The organism is Actinomadura bangladeshensis, assembly GCF_004348335.1.
GTDB lineage: Bacteria > Actinomycetota > Actinomycetes > Streptosporangiales > Streptosporangiaceae > Spirillospora > Spirillospora bangladeshensis.
Map to the genome: position 1 here is coordinate 22,091 of NZ_SMJW01000004.1, position 18,379 is coordinate 40,469.

At 70.6% G+C, this 18,379-nt stretch carries 15 protein-coding genes and 1 pseudogene; 8 read left to right on the forward strand and 8 right to left on the reverse strand.

Features of this window, described 5'->3' with window-relative positions:
• Positions 1-101 precede the first annotated feature (101 nt).
• Positions 102-1,559, reverse strand: coding sequence for an MFS transporter (locus E1284_RS01825; protein WP_131936322.1), 1,458 nt, complete (start codon positions 1,557-1,559; stop codon positions 102-104).
• Positions 1,560-1,613: 54 nt separating this feature from the next.
• Positions 1,614-2,111, reverse strand: coding sequence for a carboxymuconolactone decarboxylase family protein (locus E1284_RS01830; RefSeq protein ID WP_131936324.1), 498 nt, complete (start codon positions 2,109-2,111; stop codon positions 1,614-1,616).
• Positions 2,112-2,158: 47 nt separating this feature from the next.
• Between E1284_RS01830 and pdxR the strand changes: the two genes are divergently transcribed.
• Positions 2,159-3,589 (forward strand): MocR-like pyridoxine biosynthesis transcription factor PdxR, encoded by a 1,431-nt coding sequence (gene pdxR / locus E1284_RS01835; RefSeq protein WP_131936326.1) that lies wholly within the window; start codon positions 2,159-2,161, stop codon positions 3,587-3,589.
• A 60-nt stretch (positions 3,590-3,649) separates the two neighbouring features.
• Positions 3,650-4,147, forward strand: coding sequence for a MarR family winged helix-turn-helix transcriptional regulator (locus tag E1284_RS01840; protein ID WP_131936328.1), 498 nt, complete (start codon positions 3,650-3,652; stop codon positions 4,145-4,147).
• 25 nt (positions 4,148-4,172) lie between these two features.
• Here E1284_RS01840 and E1284_RS01845 read toward each other — a convergent pair whose 3' ends face one another.
• The 3 genes from E1284_RS01845 to E1284_RS01855 are packed head-to-tail and all read right to left on the reverse strand — an operon-like array spanning position 4,173 to position 6,564.
• A complete protein-coding gene (locus E1284_RS01845) occupies positions 4,173-4,595 on the reverse strand; it encodes a nitroreductase/quinone reductase family protein (RefSeq protein WP_131936330.1) in 423 nt (140 codons plus the stop codon).
• A gap of 57 nt (positions 4,596-4,652) precedes the next feature.
• Entirely contained in the window at positions 4,653-5,414 is a 762-nt protein-coding gene (locus E1284_RS01850) for an SDR family NAD(P)-dependent oxidoreductase (protein WP_131936332.1), read from the reverse strand.
• A gap of 28 nt (positions 5,415-5,442) precedes the next feature.
• Positions 5,443-6,564, reverse strand: a complete 1,122-nt coding sequence (locus E1284_RS01855) for an alkene reductase (protein WP_131936334.1) — start codon at positions 6,562-6,564, stop codon at positions 5,443-5,445.
• Positions 6,565-6,779: 215 nt separating this feature from the next.
• On the opposite strand from E1284_RS01855, the gene E1284_RS01860 reads away from it, so the two are divergent.
• From E1284_RS01860 to E1284_RS01880, 5 genes are all read left to right on the forward strand, one after another.
• Positions 6,780-7,034, forward strand: a complete 255-nt coding sequence (locus E1284_RS01860) for a hypothetical protein (protein ID WP_131936336.1) — start codon at positions 6,780-6,782, stop codon at positions 7,032-7,034.
• 151 nt (positions 7,035-7,185) lie between these two features.
• Positions 7,186-10,878 (forward strand): protein kinase domain-containing protein, encoded by a 3,693-nt coding sequence (locus tag E1284_RS43560; RefSeq protein WP_131936338.1) that lies wholly within the window; start codon positions 7,186-7,188, stop codon positions 10,876-10,878.
• Positions 10,879-11,218: 340 nt separating this feature from the next.
• On the forward strand, positions 11,219-12,676 hold the full coding sequence (locus E1284_RS01870) for an arabinofuranosidase catalytic domain-containing protein (protein ID WP_131936340.1): 1,458 nt from the start codon (positions 11,219-11,221) through the stop codon (positions 12,674-12,676).
• A gap of 390 nt (positions 12,677-13,066) precedes the next feature.
• Positions 13,067-14,515, forward strand: a complete 1,449-nt coding sequence (locus E1284_RS01875; protein WP_243714195.1) for a glycoside hydrolase family 43 protein — start codon at positions 13,067-13,069, stop codon at positions 14,513-14,515.
• A gap of 32 nt (positions 14,516-14,547) precedes the next feature.
• Complete coding sequence (locus E1284_RS01880) at positions 14,548-15,810, forward strand: extracellular catalytic domain type 1 short-chain-length polyhydroxyalkanoate depolymerase (RefSeq protein ID WP_207923503.1); 1,263 nt, start codon at positions 14,548-14,550, stop codon at positions 15,808-15,810.
• A 100-nt stretch (positions 15,811-15,910) separates the two neighbouring features.
• On the opposite strand, the gene E1284_RS01885 is transcribed toward E1284_RS01880, so the two are convergent.
• A complete protein-coding gene (locus E1284_RS01885) occupies positions 15,911-17,179 on the reverse strand; it encodes an extracellular catalytic domain type 1 short-chain-length polyhydroxyalkanoate depolymerase (protein ID WP_131936342.1) in 1,269 nt (422 codons plus the stop codon).
• Positions 17,180-17,489: 310 nt separating this feature from the next.
• Between E1284_RS01885 and E1284_RS01890 the strand changes: the two genes are divergently transcribed.
• A complete protein-coding gene (locus E1284_RS01890) occupies positions 17,490-17,945 on the forward strand; it encodes a MarR family winged helix-turn-helix transcriptional regulator (protein WP_243714198.1) in 456 nt (151 codons plus the stop codon).
• Positions 17,946-17,970: 25 nt separating this feature from the next.
• Here E1284_RS01890 and E1284_RS01895 read toward each other — a convergent pair.
• Together E1284_RS01895 and E1284_RS01900 are read right to left on the reverse strand one after the other, a co-directional pair.
• A pseudogene (locus E1284_RS01895) lies at positions 17,971-18,114 on the reverse strand (potassium-transporting ATPase subunit KdpA); the annotation flags it as partial.
• A gap of 33 nt (positions 18,115-18,147) precedes the next feature.
• A complete protein-coding gene (locus E1284_RS01900; RefSeq protein ID WP_131936344.1) occupies positions 18,148-18,357 on the reverse strand; it encodes a hypothetical protein in 210 nt (69 codons plus the stop codon).
• Positions 18,358-18,379: the final 22 nt, after the last annotated feature.

The window sequence follows — 18,379 nt, forward strand, 5'->3', positions numbered from 1 at the left end:
GGCCGTCCGGCCCGGCCCGCCGAGCAGGCTTCCCGCGGCGGACGGCGTTTCCCGGCGTCCATGACTCCCTTCCTCTTTTGGGGAGTTCCAGAAGAACGGGATCAGGCGGTGACGCGTTCGGCCGCGTCCCCGGTCGTCCGAGTCGGGTGCGCCCGCGGGCGGGGGGTGAATCCGAGGGCGGCCAGGGCGGTGAGGGCGATCCCGGCGGACGCGGCGAACACCGCGGCGCGCAGCCCGTCGGTGGTGGCCGCGCGCAGGGCGGGCCCGGTCACGCCCGCGGTGGGGGCGTTGGCGATGGCGACCAGGACGGCCAGGCCGACGGCGCCGCCGGCCTGCTGGGTGGTGGAGGCCACCGCGGAGGCGATGCCCTGCTGGTGGTCCGGGGTGGCGGCGGTGGCCGCGCCGAACATCAGGGTGTAGCCCGCCCCCTGCCCGACGCCCAGCACGATCAGTCCCGGCAGCAGGCTCAGGTAGGAGCTGCCGGTGCCGAGGCTCGCGCCGAGGACGAGGGCGCCGGTGCCGCCGGCGGCCAGGCTCGCGAGCATCGCGGTGCGGGGACCGCGGGCCGTCGCCAGCCGCCCGGCGAGCTGGGATCCGGCGACGATCGCGGCCATCGGGACCAGGAAGGCCAGCCCGGTGCGCATCGCGTCGTACCCGCGGACGACCTGGAAGTAGACGGTCAGGAAGTACAGCAGGGTGCCGAAGGTGGCCATGTACAGGAACGTGACCAAAGCGCCGGTGGACAGGTCGCGGCCGCGCAGCAGCCGCAGCGGCAGCAGCGGGTCGGCGCTGCGGGCCTCGATCGCGGCGAACGCCGCCAGCAGCGCCGTGCCGAGCCCCGCCGCGCCCACCACCGACGGCGCGTCCCAGCCGGACTCGGGCCCCTGCACCAGCGTGAACACCACCAGCGTCGTCCCGGCCGTCGCGGTCAGCGCGCCGGCCGCGTCGAACCGGCGGCCCGCCCGCCGGACGGCGTCGTGCGGGAACAGCGGCAGGGCCAGCAGCGCCGCGGCGGCGGCCAGCGGCACATTGACATAGAAGACCGCGGCCCAGCCGAACGCCTGGGTGAGCACGCCGCCCAACAGCGAGCCCAGGATCATGCCGCTGCCTCCGGCGGTGCCCCACACCGCGAACGCCCGGTTGCGTTCGCGGGCTTCGGTGAACCCGGTGGAAACCAGCGTCAGCGTGGCGGGGAACAGCAGCGCCCCGCCCAGGCCCTGCACCGCACGGGCGGCCACCAGCGGCACCGGGGAGCCGGCCAGCCCGCCCGCCAGCGATGACACCGCGTACAGCGCCAGCCCGGCCATGAAGACGCGGCGCGGGCCGAACAGGTCCACCGCCCGGCCGCCCAGCAGCAGGAACCCTCCGAACGCCACCGCGTAGGCGCTGACCACCCATTGCAGGGTCTGCGCCGAGAAGCCCAGCTCGGAGCCGATCTCCGGCAACGCCACGTACACGATGTTGTAGTCCAGGGAAATGATCAGCTGGGCGAACGCCAGCAGCGCCAGCGCCGCGGCCGGCCGGCGGAACCGCGCCGGTCCGTTCCGTTCGTCTGCCATCTGAGGGTCACCTTCCATTCGAGGGGAGGACAGCGGGCGTGGAGGAGGCGGCGGTCATGCGCGGGGCGCCCGCTCGTCGGTGCCCGGCACCTTCGCGGTGCTGATGGCGATGCGGTTCCAGGTGTTGATCGTGAAGATCAGGGCCAGCAGCCGCGCCAGCTCGTCCTCCCCGAACAGTCCGGCGGCGCGGGCGTAGACCGTGTCGGGGACGCCGCCCCGCGACACCAGGGTGACGGCCTCGGTGAGGTCGAGCGCCGCCCGCTCACGGTCGGTGAAGAAGCCCGCCGCCTCGCGCCAGACGGCCGTCATGTGGAGCCGCTCCTCGCTCTCGCCGGCCTTGCGGGCGTCGGAGGTGTGCATGTGCAGGCAGTAGGCGCACCCGTTGAGCTGCGAGGCGCGGATCTGGACCAGTTCGACCAGTGCGGGGTCCAGCCCCTCGCGCGCCGCGGCGTCGAAACCGATCAGAGCCTTGAACGCCTTGGGGGCGGCCTTGGCGAAGTCGACCCGGGCAGCGGGGGCAGGGGTGTTCTCGTGGGTGCTCTCATGCGTCATGACCACCACGCTAGGGACCCGAAAGACCTTGGATAGGGTTCATTTTCGTGGCGGAATCATGGGTCAATCTGGCGGAACGGCTCGGCAGCGACCTGCATCTGGACCTTGCCGGACCGGGCGGCCGCCGCGCCGTCCTCAGCAACGCGCTGCGCGAGGCCGTGCGGGACGGGCGCCTGGCCCCCGGCACCCGGCTGCCCCCGTACCGGTCACTGGCCGCCGACCTCGGACTGGCCCGCAACACCGTCGCCGACGCCTACGCCGAACTGGCCGCCGAGGGATGGCTGATCGCCCGGCAGGGCTCGGGCACCCGCGTCGCACCGCGCACCGAACCCGTCCGCCCGCCCCGGGTACCGAAGGTGGCGCCGGCCCGCCCCGCGCCGCCGGCGCACGACCTGCGGCAGGGGCGGCCGGACGCCTCCGCGTTCCCGCGCTCCGCCTGGCTGGCCGCCGCCCGCCGCGCGTTGAACGCCGCACCGAACGAAGCCTTCGGCCCGGGAGATCCGCAGGGCCGCCCCGAACTGCGCCGCGCCCTCACCGAGTACCTGGCGCGCGCCCGCGGCATCCGGACCGCGCCCGACCGGATCGTGGTGTGCTCCGGCTTCGCCCATGCCCTGCGGCTGCTCTTCGGCGGCCGGGTCCTGCGCGGCCCGCTGGCCGTGGAGTCGTACGGGCTCGCCTTCCACCGCTCGCTCCTCGCCGCCGCCTCCGTCCGGACCGTCCCGCTCACCCTCGACGCGCACGGTGCCCGGACCGCCGAACTGGCGGACCTCAAGGGAGTGCGGGCGGCGCTGCTCACCCCGGCGCACCAGTTCCCGACCGGCGGGCCGCTGCACCCCGAGCGGCGCGTGGCCGCGCTGGACTGGGCCCGGACCTGCGGAGGCGTGATCCTGGAGGACGACTACGACGGCGAGTTCCGCTACGACCGCGAACCGGTCGGCGCCCTCCAGGGCCTCGACCCCGAACGGGTCGTCTACATCGGCTCGGTCAGCAAGAGCCTGTCACCGGCGCTGAGGCTGGGCTGGATGGTGCTGCCCGAGCACCACGTCCCGGCCGTCCTGACGGCCAAGGGAGAGCGGGAGGCATGGGCCGGCGTGACCGACCAGCTCACCCTCGCCGACCTCATCGAATCAGGGCACTACGACCGGCACGTCCGCCGCATGCGCCAGCGCTACCGCGCACGCCGCGACCGGCTCGTCGCCGCCCTCGCCGCCCGGGCCCCGCACATCGCGCCCACCGGCATCGCCGCCGGGCTGCACGCGGTCCTGCGCCTGCCGCCCCGGACGGAGCGCTCCACCGTCAAGGCCGCCACCTGGCACTCCGTCGCCCTGGACGGGCTCGCCGACTTCCGCCACCCCGACGCCACCATGCCCACCGAGGACGGACTGGTCGTCGGCTACGCCACCCCTCCCGACCACGGCTACGCGCAGGCCATCGAAGCGCTGTGCCGGATCCTCCCGCCCGACCCCGCCGAACGCTGACCGGCGCACCCCTGCGCGACGCGGCGACCCCGCACGCTCGGGCTCGGTAATCTCGAGACCGTGGCGGAGACAGCGGGTGCGGCGGACGGGCCGGCGGAGGGCTCGGTCGCCGGCCTCGGTCCGATCAGCCATGCGATCTTCCGTGTCGCGCGGCTGCACAAGGCGTTCGCGGGCCGGCTGCTCCGCGACGTCGGCCTCTATCCCGGCCAGGAGCTGCTGATGATCCAGCTGTGGGATCGCGGACCGCAGCGGCAGGTCGACCTCGTCCGGACCCTGGAATCCGACGCGCCTTCGGTGGCGCGTTCGGTCCGCCGGCTGGAGGCGGCCGGGTTCGTCCGGCGCACCCCCAGCCCCACCGACAAGCGGGCGACGATCATCGAGGCCACCCGTGCCAGCCTCGCGCTGAAGCAGAGCGTGGAGCGGATCTGGGCCGAGCTGGAGTCGCTCACCGTCGGCGAGATGGACGCCGCCGAGCGGGACCGGGTGCTGCACGCGCTGCACGTCCTGGAAGGCAACCTGGCCGCCGCCGAACAGCGGGAGCCGGGCCCGCCGGCCTGACGGCGGGCCCGGCCCGTGACACGCTTCAGCTTTCGGGCCCGCGGCGGACGAAGCGGATCACCGGCAGCGGTCGCGGCGCCTTGGCCTGGTAGGACGCGAAGGCGGGCGCCATCTCGACGAAGCGCGCGAACGCGGCCTCGCGCTCCTGGCCGGCCAGTTCGACGGCACGCACCGGAACGGTGGCGATATCGCCGTCGATCGCGACCTCGATCTCGGTGTCGGGGTGAGCGCGCAGGTTGACCGTCCAGGCCGGGTCGCGCGGCGCACCCTTCGCGGATCCCACCACCAGCCAGCCGTCGCCGTCGCGCAGGGACATCGCGGGGTTCACCCGCGCGGTCCCGGTCCGTACACCGCGGTGGTGGATGAGGACCAGGTTGGTCCCCCAGGCGCCGACGTGGCCGCGGCGCGCCCGGAACTCCGCGATGACGCGGTCGTTGAACTCGGTCATTATCGGTTCCTTCCGTTCGCCGGGCCGCGCCCCGCGCCGGAGCGCGGCCCGCCGAGGTCAGTTCATGAACATGCCGCCGTCGACGTTCAACGTCTGGCCGGTCACGAAGCCGGCGTCCGGGGACGCCAGGAAGAAGATCGGCCCGACGAGGTCGCCGGCGTGCTGGTCCCGCTTGAGGGCGCGTCCCTCGCGCTGGGACGCGATGAGCTCGGCCGGGAAGTTCTCCAGCACGGGCCCGGTGAGCGTCAGGCCGGGGGTCAGCAGGTTGACGGTGATGCCGTCCGCACCGACCTCGCGTGCGAGGCTGCGGGTGAACCCGACCAGTCCGGCCTTCGCCGTGACGTAGTGGACCTGCCCGGGGACGCCGGGGAACATCGACGCCGACCCGACGTTGACGATCCGGCCCCAGCCGCGGCCCCTCATCAGGGGCAGCAGGGCGTGAGTCACCAGGAAATAGCCGGTCAGATTGATGTCGATCACCATGCGCCAGCGGTCGGGGCTGGTGTCCTCGAACATGTCGAACGGGAAGAATCCGGCGACGTTGAGGAGCACGTCGACGCCCCCCGACCGGCGAGCGGCGTCGGCGATCGCCTGGACGTGGTCCTCGTCGGCGATGCTGCCCGCGACGGTCACGAGCGACTCGTCCGCGCCCAGATCCGCGCGGAGCTTGCCGAGGGCGGCGGCGGACAGGTCCGTGGCGATCACCCGATCGCCGTTGCGCAGGAATCGGCCGACGAGAGCGGACCCGACTCCGCCGGCTGCGCCGGTGATGACGACGACCCGTCCGGTGCCGTGGTCAATGCGTGCGGTGGTGGTCATAGCGGTGTCCCTCCACTGGTAGTGGACGTCAGGAGGAGGCCCCGGCCGTCGGCGCGGGCTGCAGGGCGGGGTAGTCGGTGTAGCCCGCGGCGTCGCCGCCGTAGGCCTTGCTCAGGTCCGGTTCGTGAAGCGGCGCGCCCGTCTCCAGCCGGTGCGGCAGGTCGGGGTTGGCCATGAAGAGGCGGCCGAAGGAGACCAGGTCGGCGGCACCCTCCTCGATGAGCGAGAGGTGTTCCGGCCCGGTCCGCGACCCGGGAGTGGCCGGGTTCACCATGAACACGCCGGACCACCGCGCCCGCAGGACGGACGTCAACGCTGGATCCGTGGACTCCAGCACGTGCAGGTAGGCCAGGCCGAGGCCGTCCAGTTCGTCGACGAGCAGCCGGTACGTCTCGGCGTGGTCGCGCTCCTCGATGTCGTTCAGCGGGTTCGCCGGGGAGATCCGCAGCGCGGTGCGCCCGGCGCCGATCTCCTCGGCCACCGCGCGGACGGCTTCCAGCGTCAGGCGGATCCGGTTCTCCGCAGGTCCCCCCCACTCGTCCTCGCGCCGGTTGGCGTTGGTGGAGAGAAACTGGTGGAGGAGGTAGCCGTTGGCGCCGTGCAGTTCGACGCCGTCGAAGCCGGCCGCGATCGCGTTGCGGGCGGCCGAGGCGAAGTCCGCGACCGTCTCCCGGATCTGCCCGCTGGTGAGCGGCACCGGCTCGACGAAGTCCTGCAGTCCGCCGGCGGTGAAGATCTGGCCTTCGGCGCGGACCGCCGACGGACCGACCGGCGTGGCGGACGAAGGATAGTTGTCCGGATGACCAATTCGGCCCGTGTGCATCAGTTGCGCGACGATCTTCCCGCCGTTGCCGTGCACGGCGCCGGTCACCCGGCGCCACGCCTCGACCTGGGCGGCGCTGTGGAGACCGGGCGTAGCGGGGTAGCCCTGGCCGATCCGGCTGGGCTGGACGCCCTCGGTGACGATCAGCCCCGCACCGGCCCGCTGCGCGTAGTACTCGGCCATCAGCCGGGTGGGACTCGCGTCCGGCCCGTACGCGCGGCTGCGCGTCATCGGTGCCATCACGACCCGGTTCTTGAGCGTCCCGAACCCGACCTCCACGCTCTCGAACGGGTTCACGCGGGCTCGGCCGCCGAAGGAAGCAGTCATGCCGCCGTCCTCATTCCTTGCTCGACTCACTGAACAGTTAGCCGAACAAGTAACTCTCGCGAATGATTCCCGGCGGGCTCCGTCGCGGGCGATGCCGGCTCAGTCTCCGTTCGCCGTGCCGGTTGGACGGTGCCGCTCCGGTCAGACGGTCACGACGAGTTTCTTGGCGGAGACACCGTCCCGAAGTCGCCGGAGCGCGTTCGTTCGCGGCCAAGGTGGACGGCCCTTCCGAGGCGGTCCGAAGCGCCGCGGAACGCCTCTTCGGGGTCCTGGCCGGCATCATGAGCGCGGGCGTAGAAGCGGGCCTCTATGACGATCGCGACGCCGGCCGACTGACTCTGGTGCTGTCCGCGACCGTCCAGGGCGCCGCGACCCTCATCGCGTCCCGCCGGATCACGACGTCCCAAGGCGAGGCGCTCATCGACGACGCGATAACACTCTTCCTCGCCGCCACATCCGCCCAACGCTGAGCCGCCCACCTGCGCGCAAGCAGGCGAACCGCCGGGCCGCGGGGTGGCTGCGGCCCACGCACTGGATCTTGCGCCGAACTGGACCCGGCCTCTCCCCGTCACAAGGAGTGTCCGTGGTACTTGACAGACTGGCGACGAGGTAGGGAGCGCGATGCCGGATCGGCTGGAGCCGGGGGACCCTCAGCAGGTCGGTGAGTTCTGGCTGTCGGGCCGGCTGGGCGCCGGCGGCCAAGGCGTGGTCTACGACGCCTACGGGCCGGACGGGACGCGAGTGGCCGTCAAGGTGCTGCACGGGGCACAGGAGACACCCCGGGAACTGGCCCGGATGGCCGCCGAGGCGCGCGCGGCGCAGCGGGTCGCCTCGTTCTGCACCGCCAGGATCCTGCAGGTGCGTCTGGAGCCGCCGCGGCCCTACATCGTCAGCGAGTACATCGACGGGCTGAGCCTGCAGGACACCGTCAACGGCGCGGGCGACCGGCCGAGGCGCCGGTTCGCCGGGAACGACCTGCACCGTCTCGGGATCGGCATCGCCACCGCGCTGGCGGCGATCCACCAGGCCAAGGTGGTGCACCGCGACCTCAAGCCGGGCAACGTGATGCTGGGCCCCGACGGGCCCCGCCTGATCGATTTCGGGATCGCCCGGGTACTGGACACGCACTCGGCGACCGAGGGCGGGTTCGCCGGGACGCTGCGGTACATGGCGCCGGAGCTGTATGCGGGGCAGCGCGCCGGGGCCGAGGCCGACGTGTTCGCCTGGGGAGCGATCATGATGTTCGCGGCCACCGGCGAGCACGCGTTCAAGGGCGGCACGCTGCCCGAGATCGCCCACCGGATCCGCACCCACGACCCGGACCTGACCGCGCTGCCCGACATGCTGCGTCCGCTGGTGGAGGCGGCGCTGGCCAAAGACCCGTTGGCGCGCCCCTCCGCGCGGGCGATCCTGGCGGCGCTGACCGACGATCCCCGCGAGGGCACCGGCGACCTGCGGGACCTGGTCGCCACCGGGGCCGCGCAGTCGGTGTTGCGGTCTCGGTGGGAGCCGGGCGATCCGGCGCTGGGAAAGGTCGCCGAGGACGCCTATGCCGCCCTGCCGCCGCGTGAGCGAGGTCTGGTCCCGGAGGTGTTCCTGCGGTGCGTGGTGCCCGGCGAGGACGGAAGCCTGACCACCCGTGCGGTACCGGCCGCGGAACTGTCGGACCGGGGCGATCCCGCGGAGGCGCGGGCGCTGGAGCGGGTGGTGCGCGCGTTCGGGCCGTTGCTGGTCGCAGCCGGCGACCGACCGGACGAGCAGATCGTCCTGGCGCGCCCGGCGGTGTTGCGGGCCTGGCCGCGGCTGCGGAGGTGGGTCGAGGACGAGCGCGAGGGGCTGGGGGTGCATCATCGCATCCGCCAGGCCGCCCGCACCTGGGACGATCACGGGCGGCGCCGCGGCGACGTGCTGACCGGTGCGCACCTGGACGAGGCCGTGCACTGGGCCGCCATCGCCGACCGCCGCCAGTCCCTCAACCGGCTGGAGCGCGGCCTGCTGGACGCCAGCACCCGCGCCCAGACCGCCCGCAGCCGGCGCATCCGCGCCGTCGCCGCCGTGCTCGCGGTGACCACGGTCGTGTCGCTGACGGCCACCGGATGGGCGATCCGAGCACAACTGAGAAGCGTCGACCAACGCGACGTCGCGGCCTCGCGGCAACTGGCCGCGCAGAGCCGGCAGTTCGGCGGCACCGCCCCGGACAAGGCGGCCCTGCTGGCCGTCGCCGCGAACAGCATTCGTGATACCCCCGAAAGCCGCGCCGCGCTGCTGAACGTCGTCGCCAACCCGGGCCGCGGCGTCCTCAGCGGCTACAAGGGCGCACCCGTCTCGGCCACGGCCGACCACGACGGAAAGCTGCTCGTCATCGGAAACGAAGACGGCACCGTCGCATTGTGGAATGTACGAAGGCATCGCCAGATCGGCGGTTTCCTGCGCTTGTTCACCCCCTCCACCACTCTGGGGGGCATGTCGGTGGCGCTGAGCCCGGACGGCCGGACGCTGGCCGCCGCCGCGAGCGCAGCGAACAAAGCCGGCGACGACGTGAAGGGAGCCGTGCGGCTCTGGGACGTGCGCACCCGCCGCCCCCTGGGTGACCTGCCCGTACGGGGCCAGCCCGTTTCGGTGGTCTTCACCTCCGACGGGACGAGCGTGGCCGTCGACAACGGCGAGAAGGTCGAGCTCTGGGACGTCCGGACCTTACAACGCCACGGTTCCGTCGTGGCCCACTCGACGAACGAGGACCCAGACCGTTACACCGTGATCGGTCCCCGTGCCGCAACCGTTGCCACCGGCGAGGAGACGGGCGACGGCCCGTCCACCATGCAGTTGTGGGACATCGCCACCGGTCGGCGCACAGCGTCCTTCCCCGTGAAGGGCAGAGTGGTCGCGCTGAGCCCCGGGGGACGGACCGCCGTCACGAAGGATTACTCACTATCGGCCGACCGCTACAACGTGTACCTGTGGGACACCCGGACCGGCCGGCAACAAGGCGGCGCCATTCCCTTGCCCCTCACAAGCGACGTGGGACCGTTCAGTCCGGACGGGCGCGTCGTGCCCATCGGCACGCAACTGTGGGAAAGTGGCGGCACACACGTAGGTTCCATCGCCACCGACGTCGGTGGCCCAGTGAGGGTCGCCGCGTTCGCCGGCGAGGACACCGTGGTCTCCCTCGTCGGCGGGGACGGGCCGACGAAGGCGGTCCGGCTGTGGGATGTCAGCGTCCACCAGCCCGATCACCGCCCCCTCCGCGTCGGAAGCCCCGAAGAAGACATCCTTCATGGATTCGCCGCCGACGGGCGGACCCTCATCACCGACAACCGTATGTCCGACAAACCTCCCGCCTTCCTGACCTGGGATGTCGCCACCGGGCGGAAGACACGGCCCGCCCTCCCCATGTCGGCGGACAAGGTGGGTGTACCACCGGCCGCCCCGCCCGACAAGATCGTGGTGGCCCCGGACGGGCGGACGTTCGTCACCGGCGACCTGTACGGTCAGCTCAGGCTCTGGGAACCGGCGGCGCGGCGCGGGTTCAAGCTGGACGGCGGCCCGGAAGCAAGTATCAGCGCGATGGCCATCAGCTCGGACGGGCGCATCCTGGCAACCGGCGGAGGCTCACAGAGCCAGATGCTCAACCCGTCCGTTGACGGCAAGGTGCAACTGTGGGACCTCCGCACCCGCACCCTGATCACCAAACGGCCGCTCCTCTCCTCGGGCACCGAGGTGTCGGCGCTGGCCTTCAGCCCCGACGGCACGACCCTGGCCGCCGGCGTCGGCCGGACGATCCGGCTCTGGAACGTCTCCGACCACAAGCAGCTCACCCCGCCGATCAGCGAGATCAACGACCGTGCCAACGTGCTCGCCTTCGGCCCCGACAACCGCACCCTTGCCGTAGGCACCACCAACACGACCGTGCTCTGGGACATCCGCGAGCGGCGCCAGATCGGCACACCGCTCACCGGCCACTCCGGCGCGGTGACGGCCCTGGCCTTCAGCCGCGATGGGACGACGCTGGCCACGGGCGGCGACGACCAGGTCGTCAAGCTATGGGACGTCACCGGCCAAATCCAGATCGGCGCGCCCCTTTCGGGCCACACCGGGCCGGTGCGCTCTGTGCTCTTCGGTTCGGACACGAGGACCCTGATTACCAGCGACGACAGAGCGACCGTGCGGCGGTGGAACATCGCCGTCCCCGCCGACCCCGCGGTGATCGCCTGCTCTATCGCCGGCCGCACTCTCACCCGCGCCGAATGGGCCCGGTACGTCCCGCCCGGCATCGACTACCGCGACCTCTGCCCGTCACTGAGCCAAGGCCGCTGACCGGGCCCGCTGCTCCAGATCAACATGCGGCCGAGGAACTCACGGCGGCAGGTCTGCACCCACCGTCCTGCGCATATCACCTGGACGGAAGAGATCTTTCGGCGGGCACAACCTCCTCGGGTGGTGTTGAGCGCCCCCGGACAGACGCTAACGGTCCGTCCGTATCCCGAGAAAGCCAAGATTCATCGCTTTTCATGGGCGGCCGAGCGCGAACGGGCCTTGACGGTGCACCCCTCGCGTTATTTACTCCGCCTAACCACCGGCGATCGATCCCGCCTTGGACCACGGCGAAATGTTAGCGCTAACACTTCCCGATCGACCGAGAAAGGTACCCGCTCCCATGACCCTCTGGAGAAAGGCGCTGCTCGTCGCGGTCGGCGCGCTCGTCCTCGTCGCGGGTGAACTGACCGGCTTCGCCGTCACCGGAGCCTCGGCGGCGACGACGCAGCCCTGCGACATCTACGCCGCGGGCGGCACGGCCTGCGTGGCCGCGCACAGCACGACCCGGGCACTGTACGGCGCGTACAACGGGCCGCTGTACCAGGTGCGGCGCTCCTCGGACAACGCCACGCGCGACATCGGCGTGCTGAGTGCGGGCGGCTACGCCAACGCCGCCGCCCAGGACTCGTTCTGCGCCAACACGAACTGCCTCATCACCGTCATCTACGACCAGTCCGGCCGGGGCAACCATCTCACTCAGGCGCCCCCGGGCGGATTCTCCGGCCCGGCTCCGGGCGGATACGACAACCTCGCGGACGCGAAGGCGGCGCCGATCACGATCAACGGCAACAAGGCCTACGGCGTGTACGTGGCACCCGGCACCGGATACCGGAACAACCACACCAACGGGGTCGCCACCGGCGACCAGCCGGAGGGCATGTACGCCATCTTCGACGGCACCCACTACAACGGCGGCTGCTGCTTCGACTACGGCAACGCCGAGACCAACAGCCGGGACAACGGCAACGGCACGATGGAGGCCATCTACTTCGGCAACATCAAGGTCTGGGGCTACGGCACCGGCCCCGGCCCCTGGGTCATGGCCGACCTGGAGAACGGCCTCTTCTCCGGGGTCAACGCGGGATACAACTCCAACGACCCGACCGTCAACCACCGGTTCCTCACCGCCATCATCAAGGGCGAGCCGAACCACTGGTCCATCCGGGCTGGAAACGCCCAGTCGGGAGGTCTTTCGACCTACTACGACGGGCCGCGGCCCAACGTCCCGGGGTACAACCCGATGCGCAAGGAGGGCGCCATCATCCTCGGCACCGGTGGCGACAACAGCATCGGCTCGGCGGGCACCTTCTATGAAGGCGTCATGACCTCGGGCTATCCATCGGCGGCCACGGAGAACGCCGTCCAGGCCAACATCGTCGCCGCGGGCTACGCCACCGGCACCGGAGGCTCGCGGACCGGGCCGATCACGTCCGGAGTCAACAGCGCCAAGTGCATGGACAACAACAACGCCGCCACGACCCCCGGCAACAAGGTGCAGATGTGGGACTGCAACGGCTACGCCGCCGCGCAGAACTGGACGGTCAACAGTAACGGCACCATCACCATCGGCGGCGGCTGCCTCGACATCACCGACGCCGACTACAGCGACGGAACCCTCGTCGAATGGTGGCCCTGCAACTCCGGTGCCAACCAGCAATGGCAGGCGAGCAACGGCCGGCTCGTCAACCCTGCCTCCGGCAAATGCCTGGACGACCCGCAGCACAACACCGCCAACGGGACCCAGCTCGTCCTGTGGACCTGCAACGGCGGAAGCAACCAGCAGTGGCACCTGCCGTAGCGCTCCAGCTGCGGTTGGAGATCCCGGTCTGATCAAGGCCGGGGCGTGAGACCGCCACCGCCGTGATCGCGTGGGGCCCGGTGGCCCGACGGTTCCCTGACTCGCGCACGGCGGTGGCGCCTTCTTCGGGGGCGGGCGGATACTCGCCTGCCGGCTGTCATGGGAGCACCCGAGCCGGTGCCATGTTGACGCAAACAAAGGCACACAACGTGGCGACTATTGGGCGATCTTCGGGGACGTCTCCCCTTGAGCAGACCACCGACCGCCGAACTCATGAAAGTCGTGAAACAACACTTCCGAGCCCGCTGCGAACCGTCCTATCGTCTCAGCAAACCAAGAATGGAAGCGCTCTCAAAAGGCATCAGAAGATGTTGGCGACAACCTTAGGACTTGACGGCTCAGCCTGACAAGTGCCGGATCAGTCACACTCACTTCCATTTCCGCGACCCGAGAGAGACCATCGTGCAATTCCCACTCCATCGCCCAGCGAGGCGCGTCATCGCCGCCTTAGTCGGCATGCTCTGCGTCACGGCGCTCTTTTCGGCCGCGGCCCGGGCGGACAACCCGATCGTCCAGCACGTCTACACCGCCGACCCGGCTCCGCTCGTGTACAACGGCCGCGTCTACCTCTACACCGGACACGATGAAGACGGCTCGACCTGGTTCACCATGAAGGACTGGCGGGTCTGGTCGTCGGCCGACATGGTGAACTGGACCGATCACGGCTCGCCCCTGAGCCTCGCCACGTTCAGCTGGGCCAGCGCGAACGCATGGGCGGGACAGGTCGTCTTCAGAAACGGCAAGTTCTACTGGTACGTGCCCGTCACGAACCGGGCGACCGGCAGATACGCGATCGGGGTGGCGGTCTCCGACAGCCCCACCGGACCTTTCAGAGACGCCCTCGGGCATCCCCTGGTCGAGAACAACGAGATCGACCCGACCGTCTTCATCGACGACGACGGGCAGGCCTATCTCTACTGGGGGAACCCGAACCTGTGGTACCTGAAGCTCAACGCCGACATGACGTCCTTCTCGGGCGGCCCGACGCGGATCCCGCTCACCACCGCGGGATTCGGCACCCGCACCGGTGACCCGAACCGTCCGACCCTCTTCGAGGAGGGGCCCTGGGTCTACAAGCGCAACGGCCTCTACTACCTCGTCTTCGCGGCGAAATGCTGCTCGGAGTTCATCGCCTATTCGACGGCGCCCGGCCCCACCGGCCCATGGACCTACCGCGGAACGATCATGCCCACGCAGGGCGGGAGCTTCACCAACCACCCCGGCGTCATCGACTTCAACGGGGGCTCCTACTTCTTCTACCACAACGGAGCGTTGCCGGGCGGCGGCGGTTTCACCCGTTCGGTCGCCGTGGAGAAGTTCAACTACAACGCCGACGGCGGCTTCCCGACGATCAACATGACCGCCACGGGCGCACCGCAGACGGGGACATTGAATCCGTATGTGCGCCAGGAGGCCGAAACGATCGCCTGGGAGTCCGGCATCGAAACCGAGCCGTCCAGCGAAGGCGGAATGAACGTCGGGTGGATCGAGAACGGGGACTGGATCAAGGTCAAGGGCGCCGCCTTCGGCTCCGGTGCCGCCTCCTTCACCGCGCGCGTCGCCTCGGCCGGCGGCGGCGGCACCATCGAGCTGCGTCTCGACGGCTCCACCGGAAGGGTCGTGGGCGATTGCCAGGTGCCGGTCACCGGTGGATGGCAGTCGTGGACAAGTGTGTCCTGCCCGGTGAACGGCGCGACGGGAACCCATGACCTGTACTTCAGGTTCACCGGCGGCAGCGGCTACCTGTTCAACGTGAATTGGTGGCAATTCACCAGCTGACAGATGGAGTGGCATTCGGAAAGGAGTGTGCATTGAGACGGATCACTCGACTGCTCGCCGGCATCGCCGCCGCGATCGTCGCCGCGGCGCTGTGCGCGGTCACGGCGCCCGGACCGCGAGCTTCGGCGGCGGCACTGACCCAGGTGTCCGCCTTCGGGCCCAACCCCGGAAACCTGCAGATGTACGTCTACGTCCCCGACAGCGTGCGGGCAAGTCCGGGCGTCCTGGTGGCGATGCACGGCTGCAACGGCCGGGCCACCGACTTCTACCGGGGCACCGAGTTCGCATCGCTGGCCGACCGGTACGGCTTCATCGTCATCTATCCGCAGGCGTTGCACAGCTACAACGGCCTCTCGAACTGCTTCGACGTGTGGTCGGACGCGGCGCTGCGCCATGGAGGCGGCAGCGACCCGGTGTCGATCGTGTCCATGGTGACCTACGTCGAGCAGCACTACGGCGGCGACCCCCAGCGGGTGTTCGCCACCGGCTTCTCGTCCGGCGCGATGGAGACCAACAACCTGCTCGCGGTGAACCCGGACGTGTTCAAAGCCGGCGCGCCGTTCTCGGGCGTCCCCTACGGATGCTTCGGGCCCGCCGGATGCGGCGACAAGACGCCGCGGCAGTGGGGCGACCTCGTCCGCGCCGCCTACCCGGGCTACACCGGTCCCCGGCCGCGCGTGCAGGCCTGGCACGGTACCAACGACAACGTCCTGAACTACTCGAACCTGCAGGAGGAGGTCGACCAGTGGACGGACGTGCTGGGCCTCAGCCAGACCCCCACGTCCACCGACACCCCGCAGTCCGGGTGGACCCGGCGGCAGTTCGCCGGCTCGTCCGGCACCGCGCAGGTCGAGGCGTTCACCGTCGCCGGGGCCGGCCACGACCTGCCGCACGCCGGAATGGCCGCCTACGCGATCCGCTTCTTCGGCCTGGACGGCGGCGACACCACTCCCCCGCCGGATGAGCCGGCCTCCTGCCGCGTCACCCCCAAGGTCAACGCCTGGTCCGGCGGCATGACCGAGGACATCGCCGTCACCAACACGGGCGACACGGCGATCAACGGATGGTCCCTGGTGTTCACCCTGCCGTCGGGGCAGACCATCACCTCCGGGTGGAACGCGGCTTTCAGCCCGAGCAGCGGCCGCGTCACGGCCACCAACATGAGCTACAACGGTTCGCTCGCGCCGGGGGCCTCCACCAGCATCGGGTTCCAGGCCACGCAGACCGGCGACACCGCGGCGCCCGCCGCGTTCACTCTCAACGGCAGCACCTGCACGGTGACCACCTCGAATTGAACCAGCACGGCCGGGCACCGCATCTCGCGGTACCCGGCCGTCCCGGGCCCTGCCGCACGGCAGGGCCCGTTCGTACGCGGCGAGGCGTCGGCCACGCTCACTACTGACTTGTCGTGCACTCGGTGCCGTTGAGGCTGAACTCGGTCGGTGCGGCGTTCGTCCCGCTGTAGGTGGCCTGAAGCCCGAAGGACGTGGCGGCTCCGGCGGCGATCGTGGCGTTGTAGGGGGCGTTACGGGCGGTGGCCTGGGCACCGGACTGGGTCACGTCGGCGTTCCAGGCGCTGGTCACGTGCTGGTCTCCCGGCCACGTCCAGGTCAGGGTCCAGCCGTTGACGGTGGTCGTGCTGGTGATGCTGATCTGCGCGGTGAAGCCGTTGTTCCAGGTGTTGGCGGTATAGCCGACCTGGCAGGTGGAGTCGGACGGCGGGGGCGTCGTGGGGGTGCCGGACGCGAGGCCGAAGAACTCGACGGCGTACTGCGCCATGCCGCTCATCGGCAGGCTGTGCCCGGCACCGGCGACGGTGATCGCCTCGACCGGGGCGGTGCCGGAGGAACCCGCGAAGCGCTGCCGGGTCCAGCCGGACTGCGGGGTGTCGGTAGCGGTCGGCGTGGTGCTCAGACCGTGCACGTTGGTCCACTGCTTGATCTCCTCGGCCAGTTCGGCGTAGGAGACGACGTTGTCGGCGGTGCCGTGCCAGAGCTGCATCCGCGGCCAGGGTCCGTGGTAGCCGGGGTTCGCCTGGCGCACCAGGTCGCCCCACTGCTGCGCGGTCTTGCCGACGCACGGCGAGGCGTTGCCGCCGGGCTGGTAGGCGCCCTCGTTGGGGAAGCACGCGAAGGGGACGCCCATGAACGCCGCGCCCGCCTTGAACACCTCCGGGTACAGGGCGGCCATCGCGTTGGTCATCATGCCGCCCGAGGAACTGCCCGTCACGAACACCCGATCCGGATCGCCGCCGTAGTGCTGCTCCGCATAAGTGATCATTGACATGAGCGAGACGGGATCGGTGCGCCCGCCGCGCACCTTCGACGCGTCGGACCAGTTGTCGAAGCAGTTGAACTTCTTGTTCGACGCCGACGGGAAGATCACGACGAATCCGTACCGGTCGGCCAGGGACGCGAACTCGCTGGAGGAATAGAAGCCGGGCCCCGAGCCGCCGCACGGGTGCAGCGCCAACACGATCGCCGGCGACTCCTGTGCCGTGTCGGGCACGTAAGCGTACATCTGCAGGTTGCCCGGATTGTCGCCGAAGTCGGCGACCTGCGTCAGACTGCCCGCCGCCGCGTGCGGTACCGGCAGCACGGCCGCCATGACCGCGCAGAGCAGCGCCGCACAGGCGCCGGCCAGCATGGTCGCGAGTCGTTTCATCCGCCCTCCTTTATTTGGGCCTGGGACATGCCGCCGTCATTTCATCGGACCGGCATCAATTACCGGAATATAAATGGCGTGTCGATCACCGTCAACGCATTACCGCGTCCATCGGACGATCGGATCATGGGAGGCGAGTTTCCGCTGGTATCAAGGGTATTGATATCAAGATCCTTGCGACGTGTTCATGAAAACTTTCACGGCCGACAGTTCCGGGAGGCTCCGGAGGTATGGTCTTCCGGTGACCGACCGCCGCACTCCCCCACCGGCCCGGCCGGCCGGTGCTCCGCAGCCGCGCGTGAGCTATCTGGTGTTCCGGTTGGAGCGACGTATCCGGGCCCGTCTCGACGATGCGCTGGCCCGGCACGGCGTCACCACGACCGAGTACATGGCGCTCAGCGAGCTTCATCTTCGGGACGGGCCGTCGTCGGCGGAGCTGGCCCGCATCGCCTTCGTCACGCCGCAGGCGATGAATCTGGTCATCCGCGACCTGGAACGGCGCGGGCTGATCCGCCGCGATCCGCATCCGGACGGCGGGCGCGTGCTGCGCGCCCGGGTCACCGGCAGGGGCCTGGACGTCCTGCGGCGCTGTGACCGCGCGCTGGACGACATCGAAGCGATCATGTTCGCCGAGATCGACGCCGTCGACCGCAAGTCGCTGGCCGAGAACCTCCTACGGTGCGCACACGCCCTGCGGTCCGACACGAGCACCGGCCGCCTGGACCACCATTCCCCCCTCCGCGGACCCGGCGACCCCGACAACTGACGCATCGAGTCGCGCGAAGGCATGTTCATGGTCGCTTTTCCCGGCGTGTGCCGGGGGTCGGGAGTCGCGACGCCGGCAGCCGCGTGCAAGGCAGCGCGGACGCGATCAGCAGCAGGAGGATCTCGATCCAGTTCGTCCAGGCCGTGGGGTTCTCGAAGGGATGGGCGGAGTTGGCGTTGTAGCCCCGCCGCGTTCACGGCGCTCACAGGCGCACCACCGCCTGCACCACCAGCACGAGCGCCGCGAACACCGCGATGGTCAGCGCCACAAGCACCACGTCTGCCATGACCGCGACTCCCTCGATCGGCTCTGGACTCACGTCCGACCCCCGCCCCGCCCAGCGCCCAGGGCCGGCGCTGCAGGGCCCGCGCGGGATCGTGCCATGTGCCCGGAGTGCGGCGATCTCGGCCACCGAGGCCACCGAAGATCACTAA